General features: G+C 57.5%; 21 protein-coding genes and 1 tRNA gene. 7 read left to right on the top strand and 15 right to left on the bottom strand.

The genetic code is table 11. The annotated features are described in order from the left end of the window. A partial coding sequence (locus VLM75_12340) for an acyl-CoA dehydratase activase (protein HSV97702.1) occupies window positions 1-905 on the top strand: 905 nt, incomplete at its 5' end. A 1-nt stretch (window position 906) separates the two neighbouring features. Here VLM75_12340 and VLM75_12335 read toward each other — a convergent pair. The 11 genes from VLM75_12335 to VLM75_12285 all read right to left on the bottom strand — a co-directional run bounded on the left by VLM75_12335 (window position 907) and on the right by VLM75_12285 (window position 11,544). Then, window positions 907-2,937 (bottom strand): PQQ-binding-like beta-propeller repeat protein, encoded by a 2,031-nt coding sequence (locus VLM75_12335; protein HSV97701.1) that lies wholly within the window; start codon window positions 2,935-2,937, stop codon window positions 907-909. 73 nt (window positions 2,938-3,010) lie between these two features. Beyond that, window positions 3,011-5,053 (bottom strand): PQQ-binding-like beta-propeller repeat protein, encoded by a 2,043-nt coding sequence (locus VLM75_12330; GenBank protein ID HSV97700.1) that lies wholly within the window; start codon window positions 5,051-5,053, stop codon window positions 3,011-3,013. 43 nt (window positions 5,054-5,096) lie between these two features. Continuing rightward, window positions 5,097-5,663, bottom strand: a complete 567-nt coding sequence (locus tag VLM75_12325; GenBank protein HSV97699.1) for an RNA polymerase sigma factor — start codon at window positions 5,661-5,663, stop codon at window positions 5,097-5,099. 237 nt (window positions 5,664-5,900) lie between these two features. Further along, window positions 5,901-6,233, bottom strand: a complete 333-nt coding sequence (locus VLM75_12320) for a cell division protein ZapA (protein ID HSV97698.1) — start codon at window positions 6,231-6,233, stop codon at window positions 5,901-5,903. 40 nt (window positions 6,234-6,273) lie between these two features. Continuing rightward, the gene (locus tag VLM75_12315; protein HSV97697.1) at window positions 6,274-6,981 is read right to left on the bottom strand and encodes a cell division protein ZapB; all 708 of its coding nucleotides are present in this window, start codon (window positions 6,979-6,981) and stop codon (window positions 6,274-6,276) included. Window positions 6,982-7,210: 229 nt separating this feature from the next. Then, a complete protein-coding gene (locus tag VLM75_12310) occupies window positions 7,211-8,116 on the bottom strand; it encodes a hypothetical protein (protein ID HSV97696.1) in 906 nt (301 codons plus the stop codon). A 45-nt stretch (window positions 8,117-8,161) separates the two neighbouring features. After that, complete coding sequence (gene rplT, locus VLM75_12305) at window positions 8,162-8,518, bottom strand: 50S ribosomal protein L20 (GenBank protein ID HSV97695.1); 357 nt, start codon at window positions 8,516-8,518, stop codon at window positions 8,162-8,164. A 45-nt stretch (window positions 8,519-8,563) separates the two neighbouring features. Then, entirely contained in the window at window positions 8,564-8,761 is a 198-nt protein-coding gene (gene rpmI / locus VLM75_12300; protein HSV97694.1) for a 50S ribosomal protein L35, read from the bottom strand. 28 nt (window positions 8,762-8,789) lie between these two features. Beyond that, a complete protein-coding gene (infC, locus tag VLM75_12295; GenBank protein HSV97693.1) occupies window positions 8,790-9,350 on the bottom strand; it encodes a translation initiation factor IF-3 in 561 nt (186 codons plus the stop codon). Between the two features lie 169 nt (window positions 9,351-9,519). Next, a complete protein-coding gene (gene thrS / locus VLM75_12290; protein ID HSV97692.1) occupies window positions 9,520-11,442 on the bottom strand; it encodes a threonine--tRNA ligase in 1,923 nt (640 codons plus the stop codon). A gap of 27 nt (window positions 11,443-11,469) precedes the next feature. Continuing rightward, window positions 11,470-11,544: transfer RNA gene (locus tag VLM75_12285), tRNA-Val, on the bottom strand. A 253-nt stretch (window positions 11,545-11,797) separates the two neighbouring features. On the opposite strand from VLM75_12285, the gene VLM75_12280 reads away from it, so the two are divergent. After that, on the top strand, window positions 11,798-12,583 hold the full coding sequence (locus VLM75_12280) for a glucose 1-dehydrogenase (protein HSV97691.1): 786 nt from the start codon (window positions 11,798-11,800) through the stop codon (window positions 12,581-12,583). A 45-nt stretch (window positions 12,584-12,628) separates the two neighbouring features. On the opposite strand, the gene VLM75_12275 is transcribed toward VLM75_12280, so the two are convergent. Then, window positions 12,629-13,402: a class I SAM-dependent methyltransferase gene (locus tag VLM75_12275; GenBank protein ID HSV97690.1), complete on the bottom strand. Its 774-nt coding sequence runs from the start codon at window positions 13,400-13,402 to the stop codon at window positions 12,629-12,631. Between the two features lie 300 nt (window positions 13,403-13,702). Between VLM75_12275 and VLM75_12270 the strand changes: the two genes are divergently transcribed. Further along, a complete protein-coding gene (locus VLM75_12270; GenBank protein HSV97689.1) occupies window positions 13,703-14,518 on the top strand; it encodes a WecB/TagA/CpsF family glycosyltransferase in 816 nt (271 codons plus the stop codon). A 111-nt stretch (window positions 14,519-14,629) separates the two neighbouring features. Here VLM75_12270 and VLM75_12265 read toward each other — a convergent pair whose 3' ends face one another. Then, on the bottom strand, window positions 14,630-15,916 hold the full coding sequence (locus tag VLM75_12265) for a SpoIIE family protein phosphatase (GenBank protein ID HSV97688.1): 1,287 nt from the start codon (window positions 15,914-15,916) through the stop codon (window positions 14,630-14,632). A 459-nt stretch (window positions 15,917-16,375) separates the two neighbouring features. Between VLM75_12265 and icd the strand changes: the two genes are divergently transcribed. Then, window positions 16,376-17,590 carry an isocitrate dehydrogenase (NADP(+)) gene (icd, locus tag VLM75_12260; GenBank protein HSV97687.1) on the top strand — a complete coding sequence of 405 codons (1,215 nt, stop codon included), beginning with the start codon at window positions 16,376-16,378 and terminating at the stop codon, window positions 17,588-17,590. Here icd and VLM75_12255 read toward each other — a convergent pair. After that, on the bottom strand, window positions 17,587-18,075 hold the full coding sequence (locus VLM75_12255; GenBank protein HSV97686.1) for a hypothetical protein: 489 nt from the start codon (window positions 18,073-18,075) through the stop codon (window positions 17,587-17,589). The two genes, icd and VLM75_12255, sit on opposite strands and share 4 nt — an antisense overlap. Before the next feature lie 227 nt (window positions 18,076-18,302). Here VLM75_12255 and VLM75_12250 point away from each other — a divergent pair, with 227 nt between their 5' ends. Genes VLM75_12250 through tsaB form a run of 3 tightly spaced genes read left to right on the top strand, consistent with a single transcriptional unit; the run spans window position 18,303 to window position 20,380 of the window. Further along, on the top strand, window positions 18,303-19,250 hold the full coding sequence (locus tag VLM75_12250; protein ID HSV97685.1) for an RluA family pseudouridine synthase: 948 nt from the start codon (window positions 18,303-18,305) through the stop codon (window positions 19,248-19,250). 7 nt (window positions 19,251-19,257) lie between these two features. Next, window positions 19,258-19,686, top strand: a complete 429-nt coding sequence (gene tsaE, locus VLM75_12245; protein ID HSV97684.1) for a tRNA (adenosine(37)-N6)-threonylcarbamoyltransferase complex ATPase subunit type 1 TsaE — start codon at window positions 19,258-19,260, stop codon at window positions 19,684-19,686. Further along, a complete protein-coding gene (tsaB, locus tag VLM75_12240; protein HSV97683.1) occupies window positions 19,649-20,380 on the top strand; it encodes a tRNA (adenosine(37)-N6)-threonylcarbamoyltransferase complex dimerization subunit type 1 TsaB in 732 nt (243 codons plus the stop codon). The genes tsaE and tsaB overlap by 38 nt, the downstream gene beginning before the upstream one ends. On the opposite strand, the gene VLM75_12235 is transcribed toward tsaB, so the two are convergent. Beyond that, window positions 20,381-21,550: a DUF1577 domain-containing protein gene (locus VLM75_12235; GenBank protein ID HSV97682.1), complete on the bottom strand. Its 1,170-nt coding sequence runs from the start codon at window positions 21,548-21,550 to the stop codon at window positions 20,381-20,383. Window positions 21,551-21,579: the final 29 nt, after the last annotated feature.

Below are 21,579 nucleotides of genomic sequence, written 5' to 3'. Positions count from 1 at the left end.
GGACGCACACGAAAGAACGAATGCACATTGGAATAGACATAGGATCCATCAGCGCCAAGCTGGTCGTTACCGGCGGGGGGAAAATACTCTACTCCGGCTACCGGTACCATCGGGGTGACCCCGCCGGTACAACCGCGGAATTGTGCCGCGGGGCACGCGATTCGGGGTTCGGCCGGTATCGCTCGCTGTGTGTCACCGGCTCGGGCAGAAACCTAATTGGAGACTGCCTGAATGCCGACCTGGTAAAAAACGAAATAACCGCCACATGGAAAGCGGCCCGTTCGCTGATGCCGGATGCCGGCAGCATTATCGAGATAGGCGGGCAGGACTCAAAGCTCATATCGCTCTCAGAGGGCGAGATTCACGACTTCAGGCTCAATTCGGTCTGCGCGGCGGGGACGGGCGCCTTTATTGAACAGCAGTCGCACCGGCTCGGCGTCACGCCGATGGAGCTTTCGACGCTCGCGCAAAGGTCCCAGCGGCCCGCGCGCTTTACCGGGCGCTGTACGGTCTTCGTTGAAACCGAAATGATAAACCTGCAGCAGAGGGGTTGGAGCGCGGAATCCATTGCCGCGGGGCTCTTCGACGCTGTGAGTGAAAACTACCTTAACGACCTCGGCTCCGGAATGAACATCACCGGCCCGGTGCTGTTCTGCGGAGGCGTCTCCGAAATGGAGGCCATGAGGCGCTCGTTTGAAAAACGACTCAATCTTCCGGTGGTGGTCCCGGCCGCAAACAAAATCACCGCCGCCTACGGGGCCTCCCTCCTCGCCGCGGATTCACCCTCGCCGCGCGAGCGCGAGCTTCCGTCTGAAATCAAGCCGGCCAGCCGGCCCTGTCTTCCGGTCTGCGACAGGGCCGACTGCCTCACGTGCGGTCTCTGTTATACGAAACGACCCTCATGAGCTACTGCCTGCCCCTCCCGAGGTTCCGATTCAGAGAGACCACCCGGCCGTTGTCGAGCCCCACGTAAATCTCGTTACCGGCTATGCTCGCCGAAGTGCTGATCCTTCCCTTTACCTGATGCTTCCATTGTAACCCGCCGCCGGATGCGTCTATCGCGAAAAGCGTATCGTTCGCTGATATATAAAGAACGCCCCCGCTCAGGGCCATCGAGTTCCGGACCGCCCCTCCCAGGTTTTTCTTCGCGATGACGGAACCATCATCGAGGTCAAGCCAGGTAACGGCGCCTTTCATGCCGGCCACGATCATGCGATTATTAAACACGAGCGGAGCGGTGACGAACGTATCGGCGAGCTCCTTCTTCCACAGCTCGGCGCCCTTTTCCATCTCAAGCGCGGATACCGCTCCATAATAGCTGACCGCATAGAGCGTACCCCGCTGGAACGCCAGCCTGAACTTCGCACCGATATCGACCGCCCACTGTTCCTTCCCGGATTGTGCGGCAAGCGAATTGAGTTTCCCATCGCTTCCGGATACAAGGATGCGGTTGTTTGCCAGCATGGGCGTTTCGAAGACCCCGGCGCCGGCGTTGAACTTCCAGTTTTGTCTTCCTCTCAAATTGAAGGAATAAACCATCCCCTTCGTTGTCGCGATATACACGGCGGTCGGAGTGACCACGGCCGTCATGGTGTCGATTACGGCGCCGGATAGTTTCTCGCTCCAGAGCAGCTCACCTGTTTCCATCGAGACTGCGTTGAGCTTCTCGTCCGCGGTGGCGAAATACAGCGCATTATTGCCCAGAGCCATGCCCGATGTGACAGGTCCTGTTTTTTTCTCCCACGCCTTCGCGGCGTTATCCCGCTCGAATGCCATCAGCATGCCGTCCCCGGTCGCGACGAACACCCTCCTTCCCGAATACACCATCTCCCTGACCGGGGATTTAACGTCGAGGTTCCAGCGCACCCTGTCGAGCGGACGCAGGCGCACGAGCTCGATTTTTTCCTTGAATGGCCTGTCGACAGCAAGTACCACCTCTTTCTGGAAAATCTCGTAGCCTTCGGCCTCGATCCTCATGGAATAGGCCCCTGGAACAAGCTCAAGGGAGACATCGCCCGAGCCCGCCATTTCGCCGTTAAGATAGACGAGCGCACTTTCCGGCTTTACGGAGATTTCGACGCGTCCCTTCTCGACCGGAGCCTCTTTAACCGGCTCCTTTAACTCGACAAGCTTCATCTCGTCGAATTCCTTTCTCAAAGACGTGTCGTCCCGCATCTCGCTGGCCGTTATGGCCTTTACCGCCGCAACCTCATTCACGACCCTGGTTATCTCAACGGGCGGGGCATCGACCTTCTTTTCCGCGGCGGCAACGGCCAAAACCATCTTTTCGACCTGTGCATTGACCTTGGCGACCTCCTTCGCCTCAACCTTAACGGCCCTGTTTTCCGTAACGGTCACCGAGCTCCCCTCGATATGGGCCTCGATCTTCTTCACCGCCTCGGAGTCCCTCACCGCATCGCTCTCGATGTTTTCGATCGCGGCGACGCGCTTGAAAACCTGGACCCTGCCGCTGACCACCTCAACGCGCGTGTCCTTCGCGGCGTTCGATTCGACCATGAACATAGTCCCCCTGACACCCGCGACCGCTGTCGGGGTCTTCACCATAAAACTCTCTCCTTTGATAAGCTTCCGCGGCTTTGCGAGCACCGTCCCCACCGCAAGCTCGAGAGACGTGTTTTCCAAGTTCGTGGACCGGTCCATGAAAAGGGCGGCGAGAGCGAGCTCGCTCTTCTCCTTAACGCGAACGACGCTCTGACCGATCTGTACGTCAACCGTCGCCCCCGCTTTTGTTCTGATCCGATCACCCTGATAGAGCTCGGAGCCCGTCTCGACACCGCCCCAGGCGTTATTCTTGAATACCTGCACCTCGCCTATCATGAACGTAATCACCGCCCTCGACTGATTCTCCGTTTTTTTCGAGCAGGAGATCGACAGGGCGACAAACGCCAAAAGTCCAATCGCCGTTATCCTCTTCATGATACTCCCTCCTTTTCGCAACCCGGCCTTCCGTGTAGCTCACCAAACGAGCGCGGCGCACATGCCAGCCTGTTTATTTTTTAATTCGATATATTCCATTCTCTTCCGTTCCAAAGTACATCGTTCTGCCGACCACGGCAATATTTGTGGCCGATTCAGACGGCGTCACAAGCGACCACTGCACCGCCCCCTTCTCCGTGTCGAAAACATAGAACACGCGCCGCGACAGTACATACAGGCCCGACCCCACTACGATCGGGCTTCTGTCAACGGGACCGCCTATGTTCACACGCCACGCCGCCCTGCCGTCAAGCGAGAGCTTGACCACGTCTCCGCCGGAGGAAACGGCAAATAGAAAGTCCCCGTCTATGACCGGGTCGGCGGTTACCGCGCCATGCAGGCGGTAACGCCATTCGGTTTCATCGCGCTCAATATTGTGACAGGCGATGACGCCATCGAAATTAGCGTAATACAGCCGACCCCCGTGGACGATGACCGATGAGCCTATTATCTTCCCCGAATCTATTCTCATAACGACAAGACGAAGTGCGGTATCGACAACGTGGATCTTGCCGTCCTGAGCGGGCACGAAAAGGAGCCTGCCGTCGACTACAGGCGTCGAGTAGGAGGCCGCGGGAAGCCTGAGTCTCCATTTCTCCCCGCCCCGGCGGTTGAACCGGTACAGATGGCCCTTTGCCGTCGCAGCGTAGACGCCATCCCCGTCAATCGAAAGCCGTGCGCCGAAATGCAGCACGCCGTCTATCTTCCTGCTCCAGAGCTCCTTGCCGTCATCGAGCGAGAGGGCGATGATGCGCTCGTCCGCCGTGGCAAGGAAAACAATCTCACCGTCGGAAACCGGCTGGGCGTTTACCCGGGAGCCGCATCGAAAGCGCCACACCACGGCCCCGCGCCGGAGCGCGTCAATGCGGCCGTCCGTCCCGACCGCTATGAAAAGCTGCCGCGCGTCATCGGCGACAACGTACGAAACCTTCGCCCTGTCCATCCAGGCATTCTGGTCGAACGCGGCCGGGCGCTCCCTTTCGCGTCGCGACACGGCGGCTTCGTCCGCAGCCTCCCCCGTCATCGCCATCCGTTTCAGATCCCTGAAAAGTACCGGCGGCGATTCGGCGGCGGTGTAGATGCGGGGGTTCGCCGTTTCCGCGGCTATTTTTATGATGGCATCGGCAAGACGTGTTTCTTCGGCGCGTTTCCCTTTTTCCGGAAGCGCAGCAAGAGTTTCTTCGATTTTTTTCGCCAGGGCGCGGGCGTCGCGTTCCTTCACCTCGCACACCTCGTTCGCCTCCACGGCAACCGCCCGCTCCGCAAGCCTGCGCTCGACGCCCTCCAGCACCCCGCGCGCCGCCTCGTCCATCGGCACCGCCCCGTCGAGAACAACCCGTCCGCGCACGCTGATCTTACCCTCGAGGACCTCGAAGCGAACATCCCGGTTTTCCGACACCGAAACGCCGAAACTCGTGCCGCGCACACCCGCCACCGATGTCGGGGTGCGCACCTCGGCGGAGTCGCCCCTCTGCAGCTTTTTAAAACTTAAAAGCGCCGTTCCCGCCGAAAGGTCCAGGCCCGCGCGAAGCCTGCCGTCGCCTCCATGGGCCAGCTCGTCTATCCTGAAACGCGAGTTCTGTTTGATCCTTATCGTAACTTTATCCCCGTATCGGAGCTCCGCGAACGCGCGGGCCCCGGTGCGCACCGTGTCGCCGGCGCCAAGAAGCGCGCCCGCTTCAAGAACCGAGATCGTGCCGCTGCGCATGAAGTGCACGTCTCCGTAGACGGCCGCCGCCACCGTTTCGTGGGGAATGGTTTCATCACCCGCACGAAAAACAAGAAAAGCCGCGCCCGCGATCATGAAAACCGAAGCGGCGGCCAGAAGAAGCTTTGTCCGCGCGGAAAACGCCCGCGCTTTCGCGCTCCGCCCGTGCAATTTCGACGCTTCCAACCGCACGCGCGCAAGGCCGCGCGGCGCATCAATCGGCGGATCATCAAAATGCGCCCGCTCGAAAAAAGCGGCAAGAGAACCCGCCTGTGCATCCGAGCACCGCCCGTCCACGCGAAGGGCGTGGATGATCGCGAGTATTTCCTCTTCGATATGCGGCTCCATTCTTCCGGCTCCCATCGGCGTTACTCTGTATATCCCCCGGTAATTATACCACGTTTCTCGACTTAAGCCGGTCCGCGATCTTTTGGACGGCCTTCTGCATGCGCCACTTCGCCGTCCTCTGCGGACAATCCAGTATGCTCGAGATCTGGCTGTACTGCATGCCGTGATCGAACCTCAGCAAGAACACGGTCTTGAACTTCTCCTTGAGCGAGTCGACCGCCCGGTAAAACTCGCGCATGTCCTCTTCCCTGAGATACAACTCCTCGGGCGAACCCTCGGGCGAGTTGATGCCGTCCATCTGGTCCCCGCCGACCGTCAGCATCTCTTTCATGCGCTTCTTGCGATAATTCTTACAGCAGTTGACGGCGATTCGGTAAATCCACGACGAGAAGGCCATGTCGGTATTGAACGAATCGATATGCAGAAACACTCTCATGAACACATCATGCAGTACGTCCTCGGACTCGTCTGCGTCGCCGAGGGAATACACGATGAGCCGCTTGAGACGGGGCGCATATCGCGTATACAACTCATCGAAGGCTTTTTGTTCGCCTCCCTTGAATCGTCTGACAAGGTCCTCGTCGCCGATGGTCACAGAAACATCGCTCATCAGTTACTCTAAATACCCGTTTATATAGAAAAAAGTGTAAAAAATATCCCGGAGCCGGCCGGAACAATGTAGAAGATATGCGTGTTTCAGTAAAGGAAAAGATAATAAACGACATGTTTTAAGGCGGAAAGGCCGGAGGTGATGCATACGCCCGTCGCGCAGGCATTCCCCCGACCACTGCCATGCGCGCGCACAAGGCGGGATGCGCCGCGCGTGAGGGCGCCGGCCGCGCGGTGCTCAGGGAATCGGCGGGTGCGGCCTTGAGGCTTCAAACTGCGAGAAGATATCACCGACAAGACCCTCGTCCAGGAGAGAGATCAACTGTCTCGTCTTCCGTTCGAGTTCGCCGGTCAGTCCCACCTTGAGGTCTCTGACCTGCATGTATTCATCGGCGATATTGAGCGCCGCGAGAATCGCCACCTGGAGCGGAGTGCCGCTTGACAGGCTGCGGCCCACCTCTTCCATGCGTTCATTTACGAAACGGGCCAGTCGCTCGATATACTCCGGCGACGCCTCTCCCTGGATCGAATAGGTACCGCCGTAGATGGAAACCTTCACCCTGTTCTCCACCGGCAACCTCCCTTTGCGGCCATCGACGCTCACGCCGCGCCTACTTGCCGTCCTCTTCTATGATAAGGAAATCATCATCCATGGAGAGCTCGTCGAAAGACCTGCCCTTCTTCTTGGAGGATTTCCCCTTCTCCGTTTCGTCGATGATGACCAGATCGCTGTCAACGTCATCGATCACTATTTCGTCGGCGCCGTCGTCGAGGAGAATGATCTCGTCTTCTCCGCCCGGCCTGCCGGGAGAGGTCTCGACCCGGACGTCCGCGTCCGCGAGCGCGGTGTCATCGTCGATAATGATGATATCGTCGTCCTTGTCGGAAATCACGATATCATCGCCGCTGCGAACGGTCTCAACGCTGACGTCTTCCCTGCGGGGAGCGACGCGCGGTGCGCTCTTCGGCGCCGATTCGCGCGCGGCGGGCCTTTCGGCGCGCGTGCCTCTTTCGAAGATCGGGGCCGAGCCTGTTTTAAGCGCGTCCATCTTGCCTAACAGCTCGATGATCTTCTTCTCCAGCACGTTTTCCTTGTCCTTCAGTTCGGCAAGCTCGCGCGCGGTGTCGTCGAGTTCGCGCTGGATGCGGGCCAGCTCCTGCTCCTTCTCTTCAAGGCTCAGCTTCGCCTCCTCGGCGACGACTTTGAGGGACTCGTTATCGGACTCGAGTCTCGAGTTTTCAGTCCTCAGGTCGCCGATAAGCTGCAGCGCCTTTATTATCCTGCTTTCAAGCTCCTCGAGCTGCTGCATGGAAATCATTCCTTTGATACCTCCCTCGTTATTGTTGGCACACGGTCGTTGTCAGGAACGGCAACAAGCGCGCCAGCCAAAAAGCAGGTCGCAATGCGTTCAAACGCACCGCCTCACCATATTTTCGGCGGTAATTACCACTCTCTGCAATAAAAAAGACGATAAACGGCCTTTCATCTCTATTTTGCGACAACTCAAGTATACGCACAGGTATAAAATATAATCAAGTTTTTTTATCCTAAAATTGGAGCCTTATCTCAACGCCTATCGTCTCACCGGGATAGTGCCGTTTCCTGACGGCGCTTACGGTCGTCGAAATACCGGCAAACGCATTGTACGAAAAAAAGAATCGCGCGCCGGCCGAGAAGAGCAGCGGATTGACGAGTGCCCCCTCGATGGGAATCTCCTCGATCTCGTCCCGTACGCGTGTGAAACGACGGGACGCGTAGGCGGATATCCACGGGATTAACGGATAGAGCGCGTCGGTGTTCAGCGCGAGCGAGGCGACCGCGTAATCGTTCTCGAGCCGCCCCGGATCGAGGAAAGTGCCGTCGGCCATGAAGTTGAGCCCGAAGGCCTTGTCATACGTTTCCTTTTCCACGGGATTCAGGTACAGTCCGTTATAAAACCCTTCCCGGTTTTTTTCCCTGAAAACGTAGAACAGGTTGGCGTGAAGAAACAGCACGCCCACCTCGTACTGGGCCACCGGCCCCAGCTTCAGCTCGTTGTTGCCGAGGGCGAGGTTTCGCCATCGCTCGTCGGTATAGGCGTTGGGACCCGTCGGAAAGCGAAACAGCGCGAGCAATCCCCAGCGCGGCGCGGCGGCGGCGGCGGCGCCGGCGTACCACCAGAGGCGAACGAACGTATCGCCCACAACGGCGTCGCGCGAAGACGGAAAACCATCATGCAGATACTGGAAATAAACCCGGGCGCAGAGACGGTCGACGATTCCGAAGCCGATACCGAGCGTATCGCGCCGGTAGCCGTTGTCGTGGGTGAAGAATTCCCCGTCGACGAACAGCTCCACCGCGCCTTCGGGCAGGGTCGCGATCGTTTCGGTAAGAGGCATTGAGGCCCGGGAGGCCGCCGCAAGGGCCAGAAATGAAACAAGCGCCGCGAAGAGGGCGCTTTTTTTCACAGGCATGATGTGCTCCCGGCGTTCAGGCCGAGCGTCCGGAACAATCGACGCTCAGGACACCTTTTCCTTGACCGCGTTAACGATCTGCGCGAAGGCGTTCGGGTCGCTCACGGCAAGCTCGGCCATCAGCTTTCGATTCATGGTTATACCGGCCAGCCCCATCCCGGCGATGAGCCGGCTGTAGGAGATACCGTTAAGGCGAGCCGCCGCATTGATCCGTATGATCCACAGCGCCCTGAAGTCCCGCTTCCTGCGCCTGCGGTCCTTATATGAGTTCTGCAGCGCCTTGCGCCGCGCGTCTTTCGCCGTTCTAAAAAGGTTCTTTCGGGCCCCGTAAAAGCCCTGTACATCCTTTAAGATCTTTTCGCGCCTTTTATGATGTACCTTTCCGGTTGTTGCACGTGGCATAACTCTTCCCCTCGAAATGTTTCAGTAATCGGTTCCCCCGGCGAATCAGCCGTAGGGAAGCATGCGTCGAACACGGTCGAGCTCGGTCTCATGGACGAGGCTGGGACTGCGAAGCTGTCTTTTCCGCTTTGACGATTTCGCCTCAAGCAAATGGCTCCTATTGCCGTTGGCCCGCTTCACCTTTCCGTTCTTGGTGACCTTGAACCGCTTTTTAGCTCCGCTGTTCGTCTTCATCTTTGGCATTTTTTCCTCGCTCCGAAAAGCCCCGCCGCTACTTCTTCACCACCGACGGCGCGGGCGTCATTATCATCGTTATATTCCTTCCCTCAATGGAAGCCTTTTTCTCGATCAGGGCGGACTGCTCGAGGTCTTTCTGGATGTTATCCATCACCTTGAAGCCCAGTTCGTTGTGAACAATCTCCCTTCCCCGGAACATAAGGGTGAACTTCACCTTGTCGCCCTTTTCCAGGAACTCCCTGGCATGATTGACCTTGTGCCTGTAATCATTGGAATCGATTGACGGCCGGAACTTGATTTCCTTTACGTGAATGACCTTCTGCTTTTTCTTCGCCTCTTTGGCCTTTTTAATCTGCTCAAATCGGAATTTGCTGAAATCAATGATCTTGACGATCGGGGGATCCTGGTCCGGAGAAATCTCCACGAGATCCATCTCCTTGTTCTTCGCGATACCCATGGCCTCTTCGGTCGGTACGACCTGGGGCCCTCCCTCTTCTCCGACAAGCCTGACCATCGGCTCCCTGATCTGATCGTTGATCCGGTAGCGTTTTATATCTGATTTGTCTATGCGAAGCCTCCTTCCGCCCTCAAGCAAAGATTAATAAGACCGCCCGCGAAGGGCATGGTACGCGGCAGGCAAAAAAAACGCGCGCCGGACACCCCACCCGCCCGAATCCGTTAAGAACCGGCACTGGGCCACATTGACAGCATATGCCTATATTAATCAACAAAATTTCGTCATACCGCCGTCAGGGTATGCTTTTTTACGCTTTTTCGGCGGCTTCCGCCTTCAGCAGGGCGGCGAACTCCTCGACCGGCAGCGCCCGCGAGGAGGTTTCTCCGCGCCTGCGTACCGAAATGGTCCCGCTCTCGACTTCCTTTTTGCCAATCACGCCTATATACGGCACCTTCTTCTCGATCGCGTCGCGGATCTTGTAGCCGATGGTCTCATCACGCAGATCGGTTTCGACACGCAGTCCCCGGCGCATCAGCTCATCGCGCAGGTGCGCGGTGTGGTCGGCGGCCTCCGAAACGACATTGAGCAGCGCAACCTGCACCGGAGAGAGCCACAGCGGGAATTTCCCCGCATAGTGTTCCACCAGCACGCCGACGAATCGCTCGATGGAGCCCAGGAGCGCGCGGTGTATCATGCAGGGACGGTGCTTCTGGCCGTCGCTACCGACGTAGGTGACGTCGAAGCGCTCGGGCATGTTGAAATCGAACTGTATGGTACTGCACTGCCACTCTCGGCCGAGCGCGTCTTTTATCTTGATATCGATCTTGGGGCCATAGAACGCACCGCCGCCGTCATCCACCTCGTAATCGATCCCGGCGCGCTCCACCGACTCCTTGAGTGCCTGAGTGGCCTCGCTCCACATCGCCTCATCGCCCACGAACTTCTCCCCGGGGCGCGTGGCGAGGTAAACCTTGAAATCGGAAAAACCGAACGACCGGAGCATGTACAGGCAGAAGGCGAGCACGCGGTCGATCTCCTCGGGCATCTGGTCGGGACGACAGATAAGGTGGGCATCGTCCTGGGTAAAGCCGCGCACGCGAAGCAGCCCGTGCAATACGCCGCTTCGCTCGTACCGGTAAACGGTGCCGAGCTCCGCCCAGCGCAGCGGCAGGTCGCGGTAGGACCATCCCCTGCCCTTGTATATCATTATATGGAAGGGGCAGTTCATGGGCTTGACGTAGTATTCCTGCCCGTCGATGTCCATCGGCGAATACATGTTCTCGTTGTAGAAGCCGAGGTGCCCGCTGATATTCCAGAGCGTTGATTTTCCGATGTGCGGCGAGTATACCAGGTCGTAACCGTTTTTGTAATGCTCTTCGCGCCAGAAGCTTTCGATTATATGGCGCAGGCGCGCCCCTTTGGGATGCCACAGGATGAGGCCCGCGCCGGTTTCGTCGCGCACCGAGTAGAGGTCGAGATCCCTGCCCAACTTGCGATGGTCGCGCTTCTCGACCTCTTCCAGATGTTTGAGATACGCGTCGAGCCCGTCTTCCGTGGGCCACGCTGTGCCGTAGATGCGCTGGAGCATGGGGCGCTTCTCGTCGCCGCGCCAGTATGCCCCGGCGATCGACAACAGCTTGAAGGCCCTTATATACGAGGTGCGCGGAAGGTGCGGTCCGCGGCAGAGGTCGACGAACTCGCCCTGGCGGTAGAGCGAAACCGCTCCATCGGCCAGGCCCTCGAGCAGTTCGATCTTGTAACTTTCGCCGATCGAGGAGAAATATTCGATCGCCTTGCGCCGCGGCATCTCCTCGCGGACGACCTCGAGGTCCTCGGCGACGATCTTCGCCATCTCGGCCTCGATCTTCACAAGGTCTTCGGGAGAGAAGTTTCGCTCCACCTCGAAATCGTAGTAGAAGCCGTTGTCGATGGCAGGGCCGATGGCGAGCTTCGCGCCCGGGAAGAGCCGCTTTACCGACTGCGCCAGAAGGTGCGAGGCCGTGTGCCAGAACGCGTCTTTGCCCTCCGCGCTCGCGAAGGTGAACAGCTTCAGGCCCGAGTCGCCGGCAAGGCGAAACGCCAGGTCGACCGGCCGGTCATCGACGGCGGCGACCAGCGCGGCCTTCTGGAGTTTCTTTCCGATTTTACCGGCCACCTCGTAGACCGAGGAGTTCGATTCGACCGGGAGGGAGGATCCGTCCGGGAGGGTAACTTTGACTTCGCTGGACAATTAACGGCACCCCTGAAAAAGAAAAGTTGGGCGATATCGGAGTCGAACCAATGACCTCCTGCGTGTCGAGCAGGCGCTCTAACCAAACTGAGCTAATCGCCCAAATAATTCTATATGTGAACAGACCGCAAGTCCGATAGGCGCATCGATCCGCCACCGCCCGGCCTTTCCGTGTTTTTACATAACCGTTTGGCGCCCGGCATTGTCAACAATTTTTTACACGTCCAAATTGTACTGGACAGAATCCTACGGCGCTCGATCATTTATCGGAGCGCGGCGCGCGGGCCGAAAACGCCCTGGCCCATCCCGCGGTATTCTTAATGAATTTATTTTACTATCTCTCGAGGAGGTTCCCATGAAATTACTCGATCTGTTCAGCCTGAAGGGCAAAAAGGCAATCGTCACCGGCGGCGGAAGGGGTATCGGCAAGTTCATCGCCACCGGGCTCGCCGAGGCCGGCGCGGATGTAATCATCGCCTCACGCAAGCTCGATACGCTTTCAAAAACCGCCGAGGAGATTTCGAAGCTCGGGGTAAAGTGTCTGCCGGTAAAATGCGATATGGGTTCACCGGACGAGATCCGCACGCTGGTGGAGACCGCCAGAAAGGAATTCGGCACCATCGACATCCTGGTCAACAACGCCGGCATCACCTGGGGGGCTCCCACGCTCGACTTCCCGTTGGATAAATGGGAAAAGATTTTCGACGTAAACGTAAAAGGCGTCTGGATACTGTCGCAGGAAGCCGCGAGAGTTATGAAAGAAAAGGGAGGCGGAAAGATCATCAACATCTCGTCGGTGATGGGTTTTCGCGGCTCGATCGAGGAGGCGCACCCGGCCGTGGCTTACAATTCGTCCAAGGCCGCAATCAATCTCCTTACCATGAACCTCGCGATCAAGCTGGCGCGATACAAGATATACGTCAACGCAATCGCACCGGGGTTCTTCCACACCGATATGATGGGATACCTCGACAAGGCCGAGATGGAGCCGCTGAAAAATGCGATGCTCATGCAGATTCCCATACCGAAGATGGGCGAGGAGGATGACATAAAGGGGCTTGCCGTTTTTCTGGCGTCGAAGGCGTCGGACTATGTTACGGGCGCCATCATTCCCGTCGACGGCGGCATGCTCGCCAAGTAGTCACCGCGAAACAGCGGCGGCCGCGAAACAGCGGCCGCCGGGCCGTTACGACGGCTTGTTGCGCATGAAACAGCCGATCATGTAGGGCTCCCTGATAAGCAACTCATCGTCCATCGCGTAGAGCTTCCGCATGGGTCCATTGTGCCGCTCCAGTAGCGCATACACTTCCGGCCAGGTGACATTTTCGTAGTGCTCCCCGAAATACGCCGTTTCCGTCTTCAGATTCTTTTCGAATTTCAGCACGCTCCCCTTTATGAAGCGGAAATCCTTCAGCTCGAGAAAGGTTTTAAGGTCGTCTTCCAGGTAATAGTCGTTGTGCAGGGGAAAGACGGCGTGCATATATTCGTCATAAACGCCGTCGGCGTCCTCATTCTCAAGCACCACCGTACACAGGAAGAGTATGCCATCGAACTGAAGGGCTCGCCTGAACTCGTCGATCGAGCGGCTTGAATCGAAGATATCGATGCAATCGACACATACGAGCAAATCCGCCTTGTAGTAGTCGATCGGAAAATCATGAAAATCGCCGTTTACGAAGCGGATCCGCTCGCGGACGGGGGCCTTGCACCGCCCGAGGAATCCGTTGATGGCGCCGAGCGAGGGCTCCACCACCACGATATACGCCTCGCTGTTCTCAACCATCTCACTCAGCAGGCGCCCGCCGCCGAGCCCCGCCTTGACGATTACACCTGGATTATACGTGTGTATAACATCGAACAGTCGTTCCCGAACGGCGTCCATCCGCGCGGGCGGCTCGACATACCCGCCCCGCGCCCGATCGAATTCGAGAAACGCCCTCACTTCATCAAGCCTCTCCATCTCCACCTCTTCAGTCCGTCTATCGCCGGTCACGCGACTCCGGCGTTTCTTATTTTTGTATTGACACCGATCTATTTCAATTAAAAAATCCACTCACGCCGATTTTATACCATGAGTACAATAAAGCTGTTGCGCAAGTGGAAACACGGTATTCTCAGGATATGCAATACGTCTGATGCTTTAAAACAGGTAAAACCGCTCTACCCCGCCGCAGGCGGGGTAGAGTCGCCGGGCCTGTTTAATTCCGCATCATTCGCGCTATAGCGATACAACTTCACAAGCACGTGACGGGAGGACGCGGTGGTCAAGGACTCTGTTTATTATGACTCGTGGAAGGAAGAGCGCGACATCGTTCTCGAGTACAACCAGGTAAAGCTCGATGACGCCAACATCGTCAACATTCTCGGGATCGGAATCGACAACGTCACCAGATCGCAGGCCGTCGTGAAGGTTATAAAGATGATCGACACCGGCGGGACCCACCACGTCATCCTTCTCAACCCGTACAAGCTCCACCGGTACAAATCCAACGCGGACCTTCAGCTCATCTCGAGCAGGGCCTCCATGCACATCGCAAGCGGCGCGGGACTGGGTTGGGCCGCGAAGTTTCTCAAGACGCCCCTCAAGGAACGGATACCTCCCATCAGCTTTCTTATGGATCTCGTGCGCATCGCCGAGATCAAGGAATATTCGATATTTCTCGTGGGGGCGCGCCCGGAGATCGTGGAGAGGACCTTCTCGAACATTCACAAATCATTCCCGAATATCCGGATCGTCGGCCGGCACGGCGGGTATTTCAACGCCGAGCGCGAAAAATCGGTCGTCGAGGCCATACGCAAGTCGAATGCCAACATCATCTTCGTCGGACTCGGTTTTCCCAAGGAGGACCGCTGGATCGACAAGTACCGCAACGAATTCAGGAATGCGGTGCTCATCGGCGTCGGCGGCGCGATCGACACAATCTCCGGTGAGATCAAAAAGGCCCCCGCCTTCTTTATGGACCGCGGCCTGGACTGGTTCTACCGCATCATTACCAAACCATGGAGAATCGGCAGGGTCGTCCGCATTAAATTCTTCTTTTTCAGGGTCGTTCTGAAGCGGATATTCGGGCGCTGAGTATACGGCTTCATCACTCCCCGCGGAACTGATCCGCATTCAACGGACGCGAATTCGTATTAGCGCGGCGCGAATTCGTATTAGCACGGCGCAAATTCGTATTAGCGCCTTCTACTCCATCCTGAAAACTATGATCGAGATGTCTTCGCGACGCTGGAGCCTCTCGGTGAACTCTTCCGTCAGGCCGAGGAGCGAATCGATGATCGCCTCAGGGCTATCGAAGCTCGCCTCGAGGCGTTTCATGACGCGATTCAGGCCCAGGAGCTGCCCGGCGCGGTTTTTTACGTTGATCAATCCATCGGAAATAATGACGAAAGAGTCTCCCGGCTTGAGTTTGACGCTTACGTTCCTGGTGGCGTTCTCGCCGGCCGCCGCGCCGAAACGCAGATATCGCGCCACGCCCTCGCGCACCAGTATGGGATAGGCGATCCCGGTGCTCGCGAAGCGCATGGTATCCTCGTCGCACCGTAGAATGCCGTAGAACAGCGAGAGCCCGACCGTCTCGCTCATGTGATCGCGCATGACGTCCTGCACAAACGAGATTATCCCGGCCGGATTTTCGGACCTCCCGTGCGAGAGCGCCTTGACCGCGCCGTTAACGACCGAGGCATACAGCGCCCCCGGTATCCCCTTGGTATGGAGGTCGCCCAGCGCCACCGCGATGGAATTGTCTTTAAGAAAAAAGATGTCATAGAATTCTCCGCCCACCTCCCGCGCCGATATGGAGCGCGCGCCGATGGCGACGTTCTTGTAACGTCGGTTTACCGCCGGAAGAAGCGACCGCTGGATGGAGTGCGCGGCGGTCAACTCGTTCTTGATGCGCTCCTCCTCCAGCGCGTTCTGGAAGAAAATGGCGTTCTGCACCGCCAGCACGCACTGCGTCGCGAACGCGTTGAACAGCACCACGTCCTCGTCGTCGAAACCGGGACGGTTGACCGGATTGATCGCCTGGATCACTCCGACAAGGCGTCCCTTGAAAAGCAGCGGCGCGCACAGCATGGACCGCGTAGTAAATCCCGTCTTGGCGTCGAACGACGGATCGAACCGCTCGTCGGCGTAAGCGTCATTGATGTAGACCGTGGCGCGGTTTTCGGCAACCCATCCGGCTATTCCCTGGCCTATCTTGACCCGGTATCGCTCCTGCAGTTCCTTGCCGGCCTCGCCAAGCGCCACTTTAAACACCAGCTCGCGCGTCTGCTCCTCGTAGAGGAGCAGGGTGCTTGCCTCGGTTTCCATTATCTCCTTGATGATTTCCATGACGATCGTTAAAAGCTTCGCTATATCGAGGGTGGAGTTGATGATTCCGTTAATCTCAACCAGCCTGCTCAGGTTGTGGAGCTGGCGCTCGAGGTACTTGAGCTCCGAGAAATCGATGCTCAGGTTTTCATTTTCGCCCATGTGTACTACCTCGCGATGCAATATTATCCTGTCAGACGGGTCCGATTCGCCCGGTTACACTATCGGCACAAGCGGGTTGAATGCTTATGCCTGCAGCGCGCCATCAGGCATCCCGTCGCGCGGGCCTGCAGCCCGGTCTTTTTCAAAAATCTTCGCACGGAAACCCGGGAGAGGAAAAAAGCCACCGGGGCGCCCCTCGCGTGTCGGCACGGCGCTCGGTTTTACCTCCACGGTACAACCCCTTCATATACATACAACAAACGGGTTTGCAAATGAATTTACGTCAGCCGCCCTAAAAAAGAATTGGCAGAATGGGTATCCTGTTTCCATACTTGCGTTTTTTGGAAATGATTAGGCAGTTTTGTGCTGGCCCTGAATTGGATTATGCATGGTGTTGTCATTGTCGCGGGTGCGGTTTATCGGCGGTATAACTCTAATAATTGTCGAAGGTACGCAACTATGAAGGCTGAAAAAATACGGTACGAACACGGAAAGATCGAGGTTCCGGACAACCCCGTCGTCCTGTTTATCGAGGGCGACGGCACGGGGCCCGACATCTGGCGCGCGGCGAAAATCGCGCTGGACGCGGCGGTCGAGAAGACATATGGCGGTAAAAAGCGTATAGAATGGATGGAGGTCCTGGCCGGGGAAAAGGCGTTCGATAAAACCGGAGAGTGGCTTCCCGCGGAAACCATCGACCGAATCAAGGAATACAAGGTCGCCATCAAGGGGCCGCTCACCACGCCCGTCGGCGGCGGCATTCGCAGCATCAACGTCGCCCTGCGCCAGATACTGAGGCTCTATGCCTGTGTGCGGCCGGTGCGTTATTTCGCGGGCGTCCCGAGCCCCGTGAAGGAGCCCGGCAAGGTGGACATGATCATCTACCGCGAGAACATGGAAGACCTCTACGCGGGGATCGAGTGGAAGCAGGGCTCGGGCGAGGCCAGAAAGCTCATCGAATTCCTCAACCGCGAGATGGGGCAGAAACTCGAGTTCGACGCAGGTATCGGCATCAAGCCCATCAGCATCTCGAATACCAAAAATCTGGTGCGCAGCGCCATCAAGTACGCCATTCAGAACCGCAGGAAGAGCGTTACTCTGGTGCACAAGGGCAACATCATGAAATTCACCGAGGGCTCCTTCAAGGACTGGGGGTACGAACTGGCCCGTGAGGAATTCGCCGGGCGCACAATTACGGAGGATGAACTCTGGGACACATGCAAGGGGAAGGCACCCGAAGGCACAATCATCATCAAGGACCGGATCGCCGATTCCATGTTCCAGCAGGTGCTTTTGCGCCCGGAGGAATACGACGTTATCGCCACGCCCAACCTCAACGGGGACTATCTCTCGGACGCGCTTGCAGCGCAGGTCGGGGGGCTCGGCATGGCGCCGGGCGCGAACATCGGCGACAGCGAGGCGATTTTCGAGGCCACGCACGGAACCGCGCCGAAATACGCCGGCCAGGACAAGGTCAACCCGAGCTCGCTCATCCTGTCCGGGGAGCTCATGCTGCGCTTCCTCGGCTGGAGTGAGGCGGCCGACCGGCTGGTAAAGGCGATCGAAAAGACCATAGACCAGAAGCGCGTTACCTACGACCTGGAGCGGCAGATGGAGGGGGCGAAGCTTCTGAAGTGTTCCGAATTCGGCATGGCGGTGGCGGAAAACATTTAGGAGAACGAAGCCCTCACCCGTTCATCGGTAAGCAGGTACACCCCGCAGATCTCGATCAGCACAAGTACCCAGCGCAGGGCGATGAACGCCTGGTCGTAACCCGTCACCGGGACCGCGCCGGAGAACGCACCGATGAGAAAGGGTATCGAATAGGCGGCATGTATCTCCATCAGAAAGAGGTGGACCTTTCGGGTCGGCTCTTTTTTCATCGAAAGGCCGATCACCTGGACGCTCAAAAGGCCCGAAAGCAGAAAGCCGATACCGACCGCCGGGGCCCTGCCATAGAGAAACGCGATGGCAATCATGAAATAGATGATTTCCATGAAATAGAGGACGCCCGCGCAGGCGAGCAGCGCCGCGGCGTGTTCAACCGGGTATGCTCGAAGCTCCGCGGCGCGGGCCGCAATCGTCGACCGTATGGCTCCGGGTTCCATGGCGGCAATTAATGAATGGACGGATGCGGAAGTCAATATATAATCGATCATGGGCTTTACGCGCGAAGGGGTGTGAATTAAATTTCATGGGATAGTCAGTTAGTACGAGCCCCGGTCTCGCCGGCGCATGGCAATCTCTTTCCAGGCAGGGCCTGGAGATTAGCTTCCCGCCTTTTGAGTTCGCCGCGTCGCCGCGCTCCTCGCGATGACTATATTTTCACCCCGGATTTTGCCACACCCGCACTGAGAACGGCTGATCGGAACGGTTTGATATCACCATGCACGGCGAACACATCGAAATAATAATCCCCGGCGAGGGCGAGCTCGAGCGCATCGACCGCTTCCTCTCGCAGTCCCTGGAGATGGACCTTTCGCGCAGCCTTATACAGCACCTTATCCGCGACGGCCACATCACCGTCAACGGCGCGCCCGTCAAGCCCAACTATCGGCTTAAAACCGACGACGCCGTATTGATCGCCTTCCCCAAGCCGGAAAAGCTTGACCTGGAGCCGCAGGACATTCCGCTCGACATCCTGTTCGAAGATGACCAGCTTGCCGTCATCAACAAGCCCGCCGGGCTTGTCGTTCATCCCGGCCCGGGAAACAGCGACGGAACCCTGGTAAACGCCCTGCTCCATCACCTGCGCGACCTTTCTTCAATCGGCGGGGTTGAGCGACCCGGCATCGTGCACCGCCTCGACAAGGACACGGCCGGGGTGATGGTGATAGCGAAGACCGACCTGGCACACCGGTTTTTATCAGAGGCGTTCGCCGGAAGGACGGTGGTAAAGCGGTACGTCGCCGTGACGGCGGGCAAACCCAAGGCCGATCACCTCGTCATTGATTCGCCGATAGGCAGGCACCCGAAATACCGGCATAAGATGAGCATCCGGGGTGACGGCAGGGCTGCCGTCACCGAACTCTTTTTAAAAAATATCTATCACACTCAAACCGGCGTCTACTCGGTCTTCGATGTTGTCATCCACACTGGACGTACGCACCAGATCCGGGTGCATCTGTCCTCAACGGGGCTCCCGGTCATCGGCGACCCCATCTACTCGAAAAAGTGGGAAAAATACCGCGTTCCCCACCTGCTGCTCGCGTCCGTATACCTCGAGTTCAACCACCCCGCAACAGGAAAACCCATGTGCTTCGGGATCGATCCACCGGAGCACATCGTCGCTTTTATAAAAAGACTTGAAAAAGAGACGACCCCCGCGTCCTGAGTTAAACATGCGACGCAGGACCCTGATAAGCCGCTCCGAGGAAGAGACCCTTGGCCTGGGGAAGGAGCTTGGCCAAAGCGCGCGCCGTGGGACCGTCTATGCGCTGTGCGGCGACCTCGGAAGCGGGAAGACCGTACTTGCCCGCGGGATCGCCAGGGGGCTGGGCATAACCGATGACATCACCAGCCCCACCTTCACGCTGCTCGAAATTTACGACGGCGGGATGCCGCTGTACCATTTCGACCTGTACCGCATAGAAAAGGCGGCCGAGTTCGATACGCTTGGTTTCGAGGAATATTGGGAGGGTGACGGCGTTTCCGTAATCGAATGGGCCGAGCGCGCCGAGGGGCTGCTGCCGGATTCGACCGTCGCCATATTCATGGAATACTGCGGTGAGAATGAAAGGAAAATCAGCATTGAATACCCTGGTGATTGAAACCGCAACCTCCGTCGAGCTTCTCGCCGCCTCCTCGGGAGTGAGGACCTCGGACCGTACGGCGGCATCGCGCGTATCGCATTCGGTGACGCTCTTCGCGAACCTCGATGCGGCGCTCGTCGAGCTCGGCATCGGCATACGCGACATCGGACTGATCGGCGTTGGCGTGGGCCCCGGCTCCTTCACCGGCATCCGGATCGCCGTAAGCACCGCGCGTATGCTGGCACAGGTGCTGGACGTACCCCTTGTTCCGGTGAAATCACAGCTTCTCTACGCGGCTTCGGTCGCTGCGGCGCCCGGCGAGTACGTCCTGGTGGCCTTCGACGCGAAAAAGGGCCGCGTGTTCGGCGCGCTCTACCGCTCATCAGACGATCCGCTTTCCCCGATCGAGGTGGTTGCCCCGGGAGATTACGAGATAACCCGACTGGCGCTCCCCGCTCTCGGTAAACGCGCATTCGCCATCGGCGACGGGGCCGAAAAATACCGCTCGGAGATAGAAGCGCAGGTCCCCGAATGCGCGGTGCTTCCGGGTTTCGCCCCTTCGGGAAACGTCGCCTGCCGAATCGTCATGAATGCATACGCCGCGGACCCGGACCGATACGCGAAATTCACGGCGGTCGTTCCTTTTTACGCGCGCAAGTCGGATGCCGAGGTAATCAGGGAAGAAAAAATAAACGCGGAAGGGAAGAGGTAATCACTTGTTTTTCTGCTTCATTTCCTTGATAAGTCTGTTTTTATACTCGATCTCCATAGGCTTGATGACCGAGTAAAAACGCTTCATTTCGTCTTTTCTCGACGAATTTCCCGCGAAATCGACCCCTACAAACAGGTTGCCCGCTTTATCGGAGAAGGTGAATTTCACCTCGCCGTAGATGGTGATAGGGGCCTGCAGCTTGAAAACGATGTCGAAGACGAACCCCTTGGAGTGTATCACGTACTTCTTGAGGTTTTCGTCGGAGAGCATGAGTTTTGCGCCGCCCAGGCTTATATCGACGATCTGCTGGTGCACCGGCACCAGCAGTGTATTGGCGTCCCTGATGCGATCCATGAGTGTAAACCCCAGCTCCTTGATCTCGAGCATCTTTTCTATCGTAAGAATGTCTTTTTTCGAGATGGCCTGAATATAGGCGAAGGGAATAGGTTGTTCGGCCGGGGTTATATAGGTTACGGGAGAGATGATAAGCGATTTATAGCCGCGCTCTATCCCCTTTTTCAGATACTGTTCGGCATCATCTCCCAGAAATTCCTCCATATCCACAAAGTTATCGTTTTCCGGCTTAAGTGACTCCGGATTTGAAAAATCTTCAATAAAAACGTTCTTCTGGCTTCGCTTCACCCGGTCGATTATCGGATCGCCTGGCTGGAAAACATCCACCTTGAAGATGTCGGCAAGTTTCGAGTGCTGGGACTGGAACTGCTCGATAATGACCTTTATGCCCGTGGGTATCGTGAAACTGGTGATATCGATGGTATGCTTCGAAATCTTGAAATTCGTGGCGGTCACCTTTTCGGGACCCACCCTGAACCGCAGGTCCCTTCTGCCGCGCGACGCCTTCCTCATGCTGACGATACTACACCTGAAGTACCCCGGCCCGCGCGTTTCCACCACCTTGAGGTCGATCTCGAAATATTTGTCCAGAAGACCGTAGATCGTAATGGAATCCTCCGGCGTGAATTCCTGATCGGTTACAAGCATTACGGTGTTGTCCTCGAGATACTCGTTGACCTTTGCTTCCATCCTGTCGATGGAGTATTTGATATTGAGCTTCCTGTTGTGGAACTGGGTTTTCAGCATCTCAATGATGTCGGGCAGGGTCCTGATATCATCAAAAGCCCGCAGTTTTCTTTCCTTGAACTCCGCCACACCCGTCTCCTTGCCACGTCGCTCCCGGC

This window comes from Spirochaetota bacterium (genome assembly GCA_035477215.1).
Taxonomy (GTDB): domain Bacteria; phylum Spirochaetota; class UBA4802; order UBA4802; family UBA5368; genus MVZN01.
The sequence above is the reverse complement of the archived record's forward strand: the minus strand, read 5'-3'. Positions and strand labels throughout refer to the sequence as shown.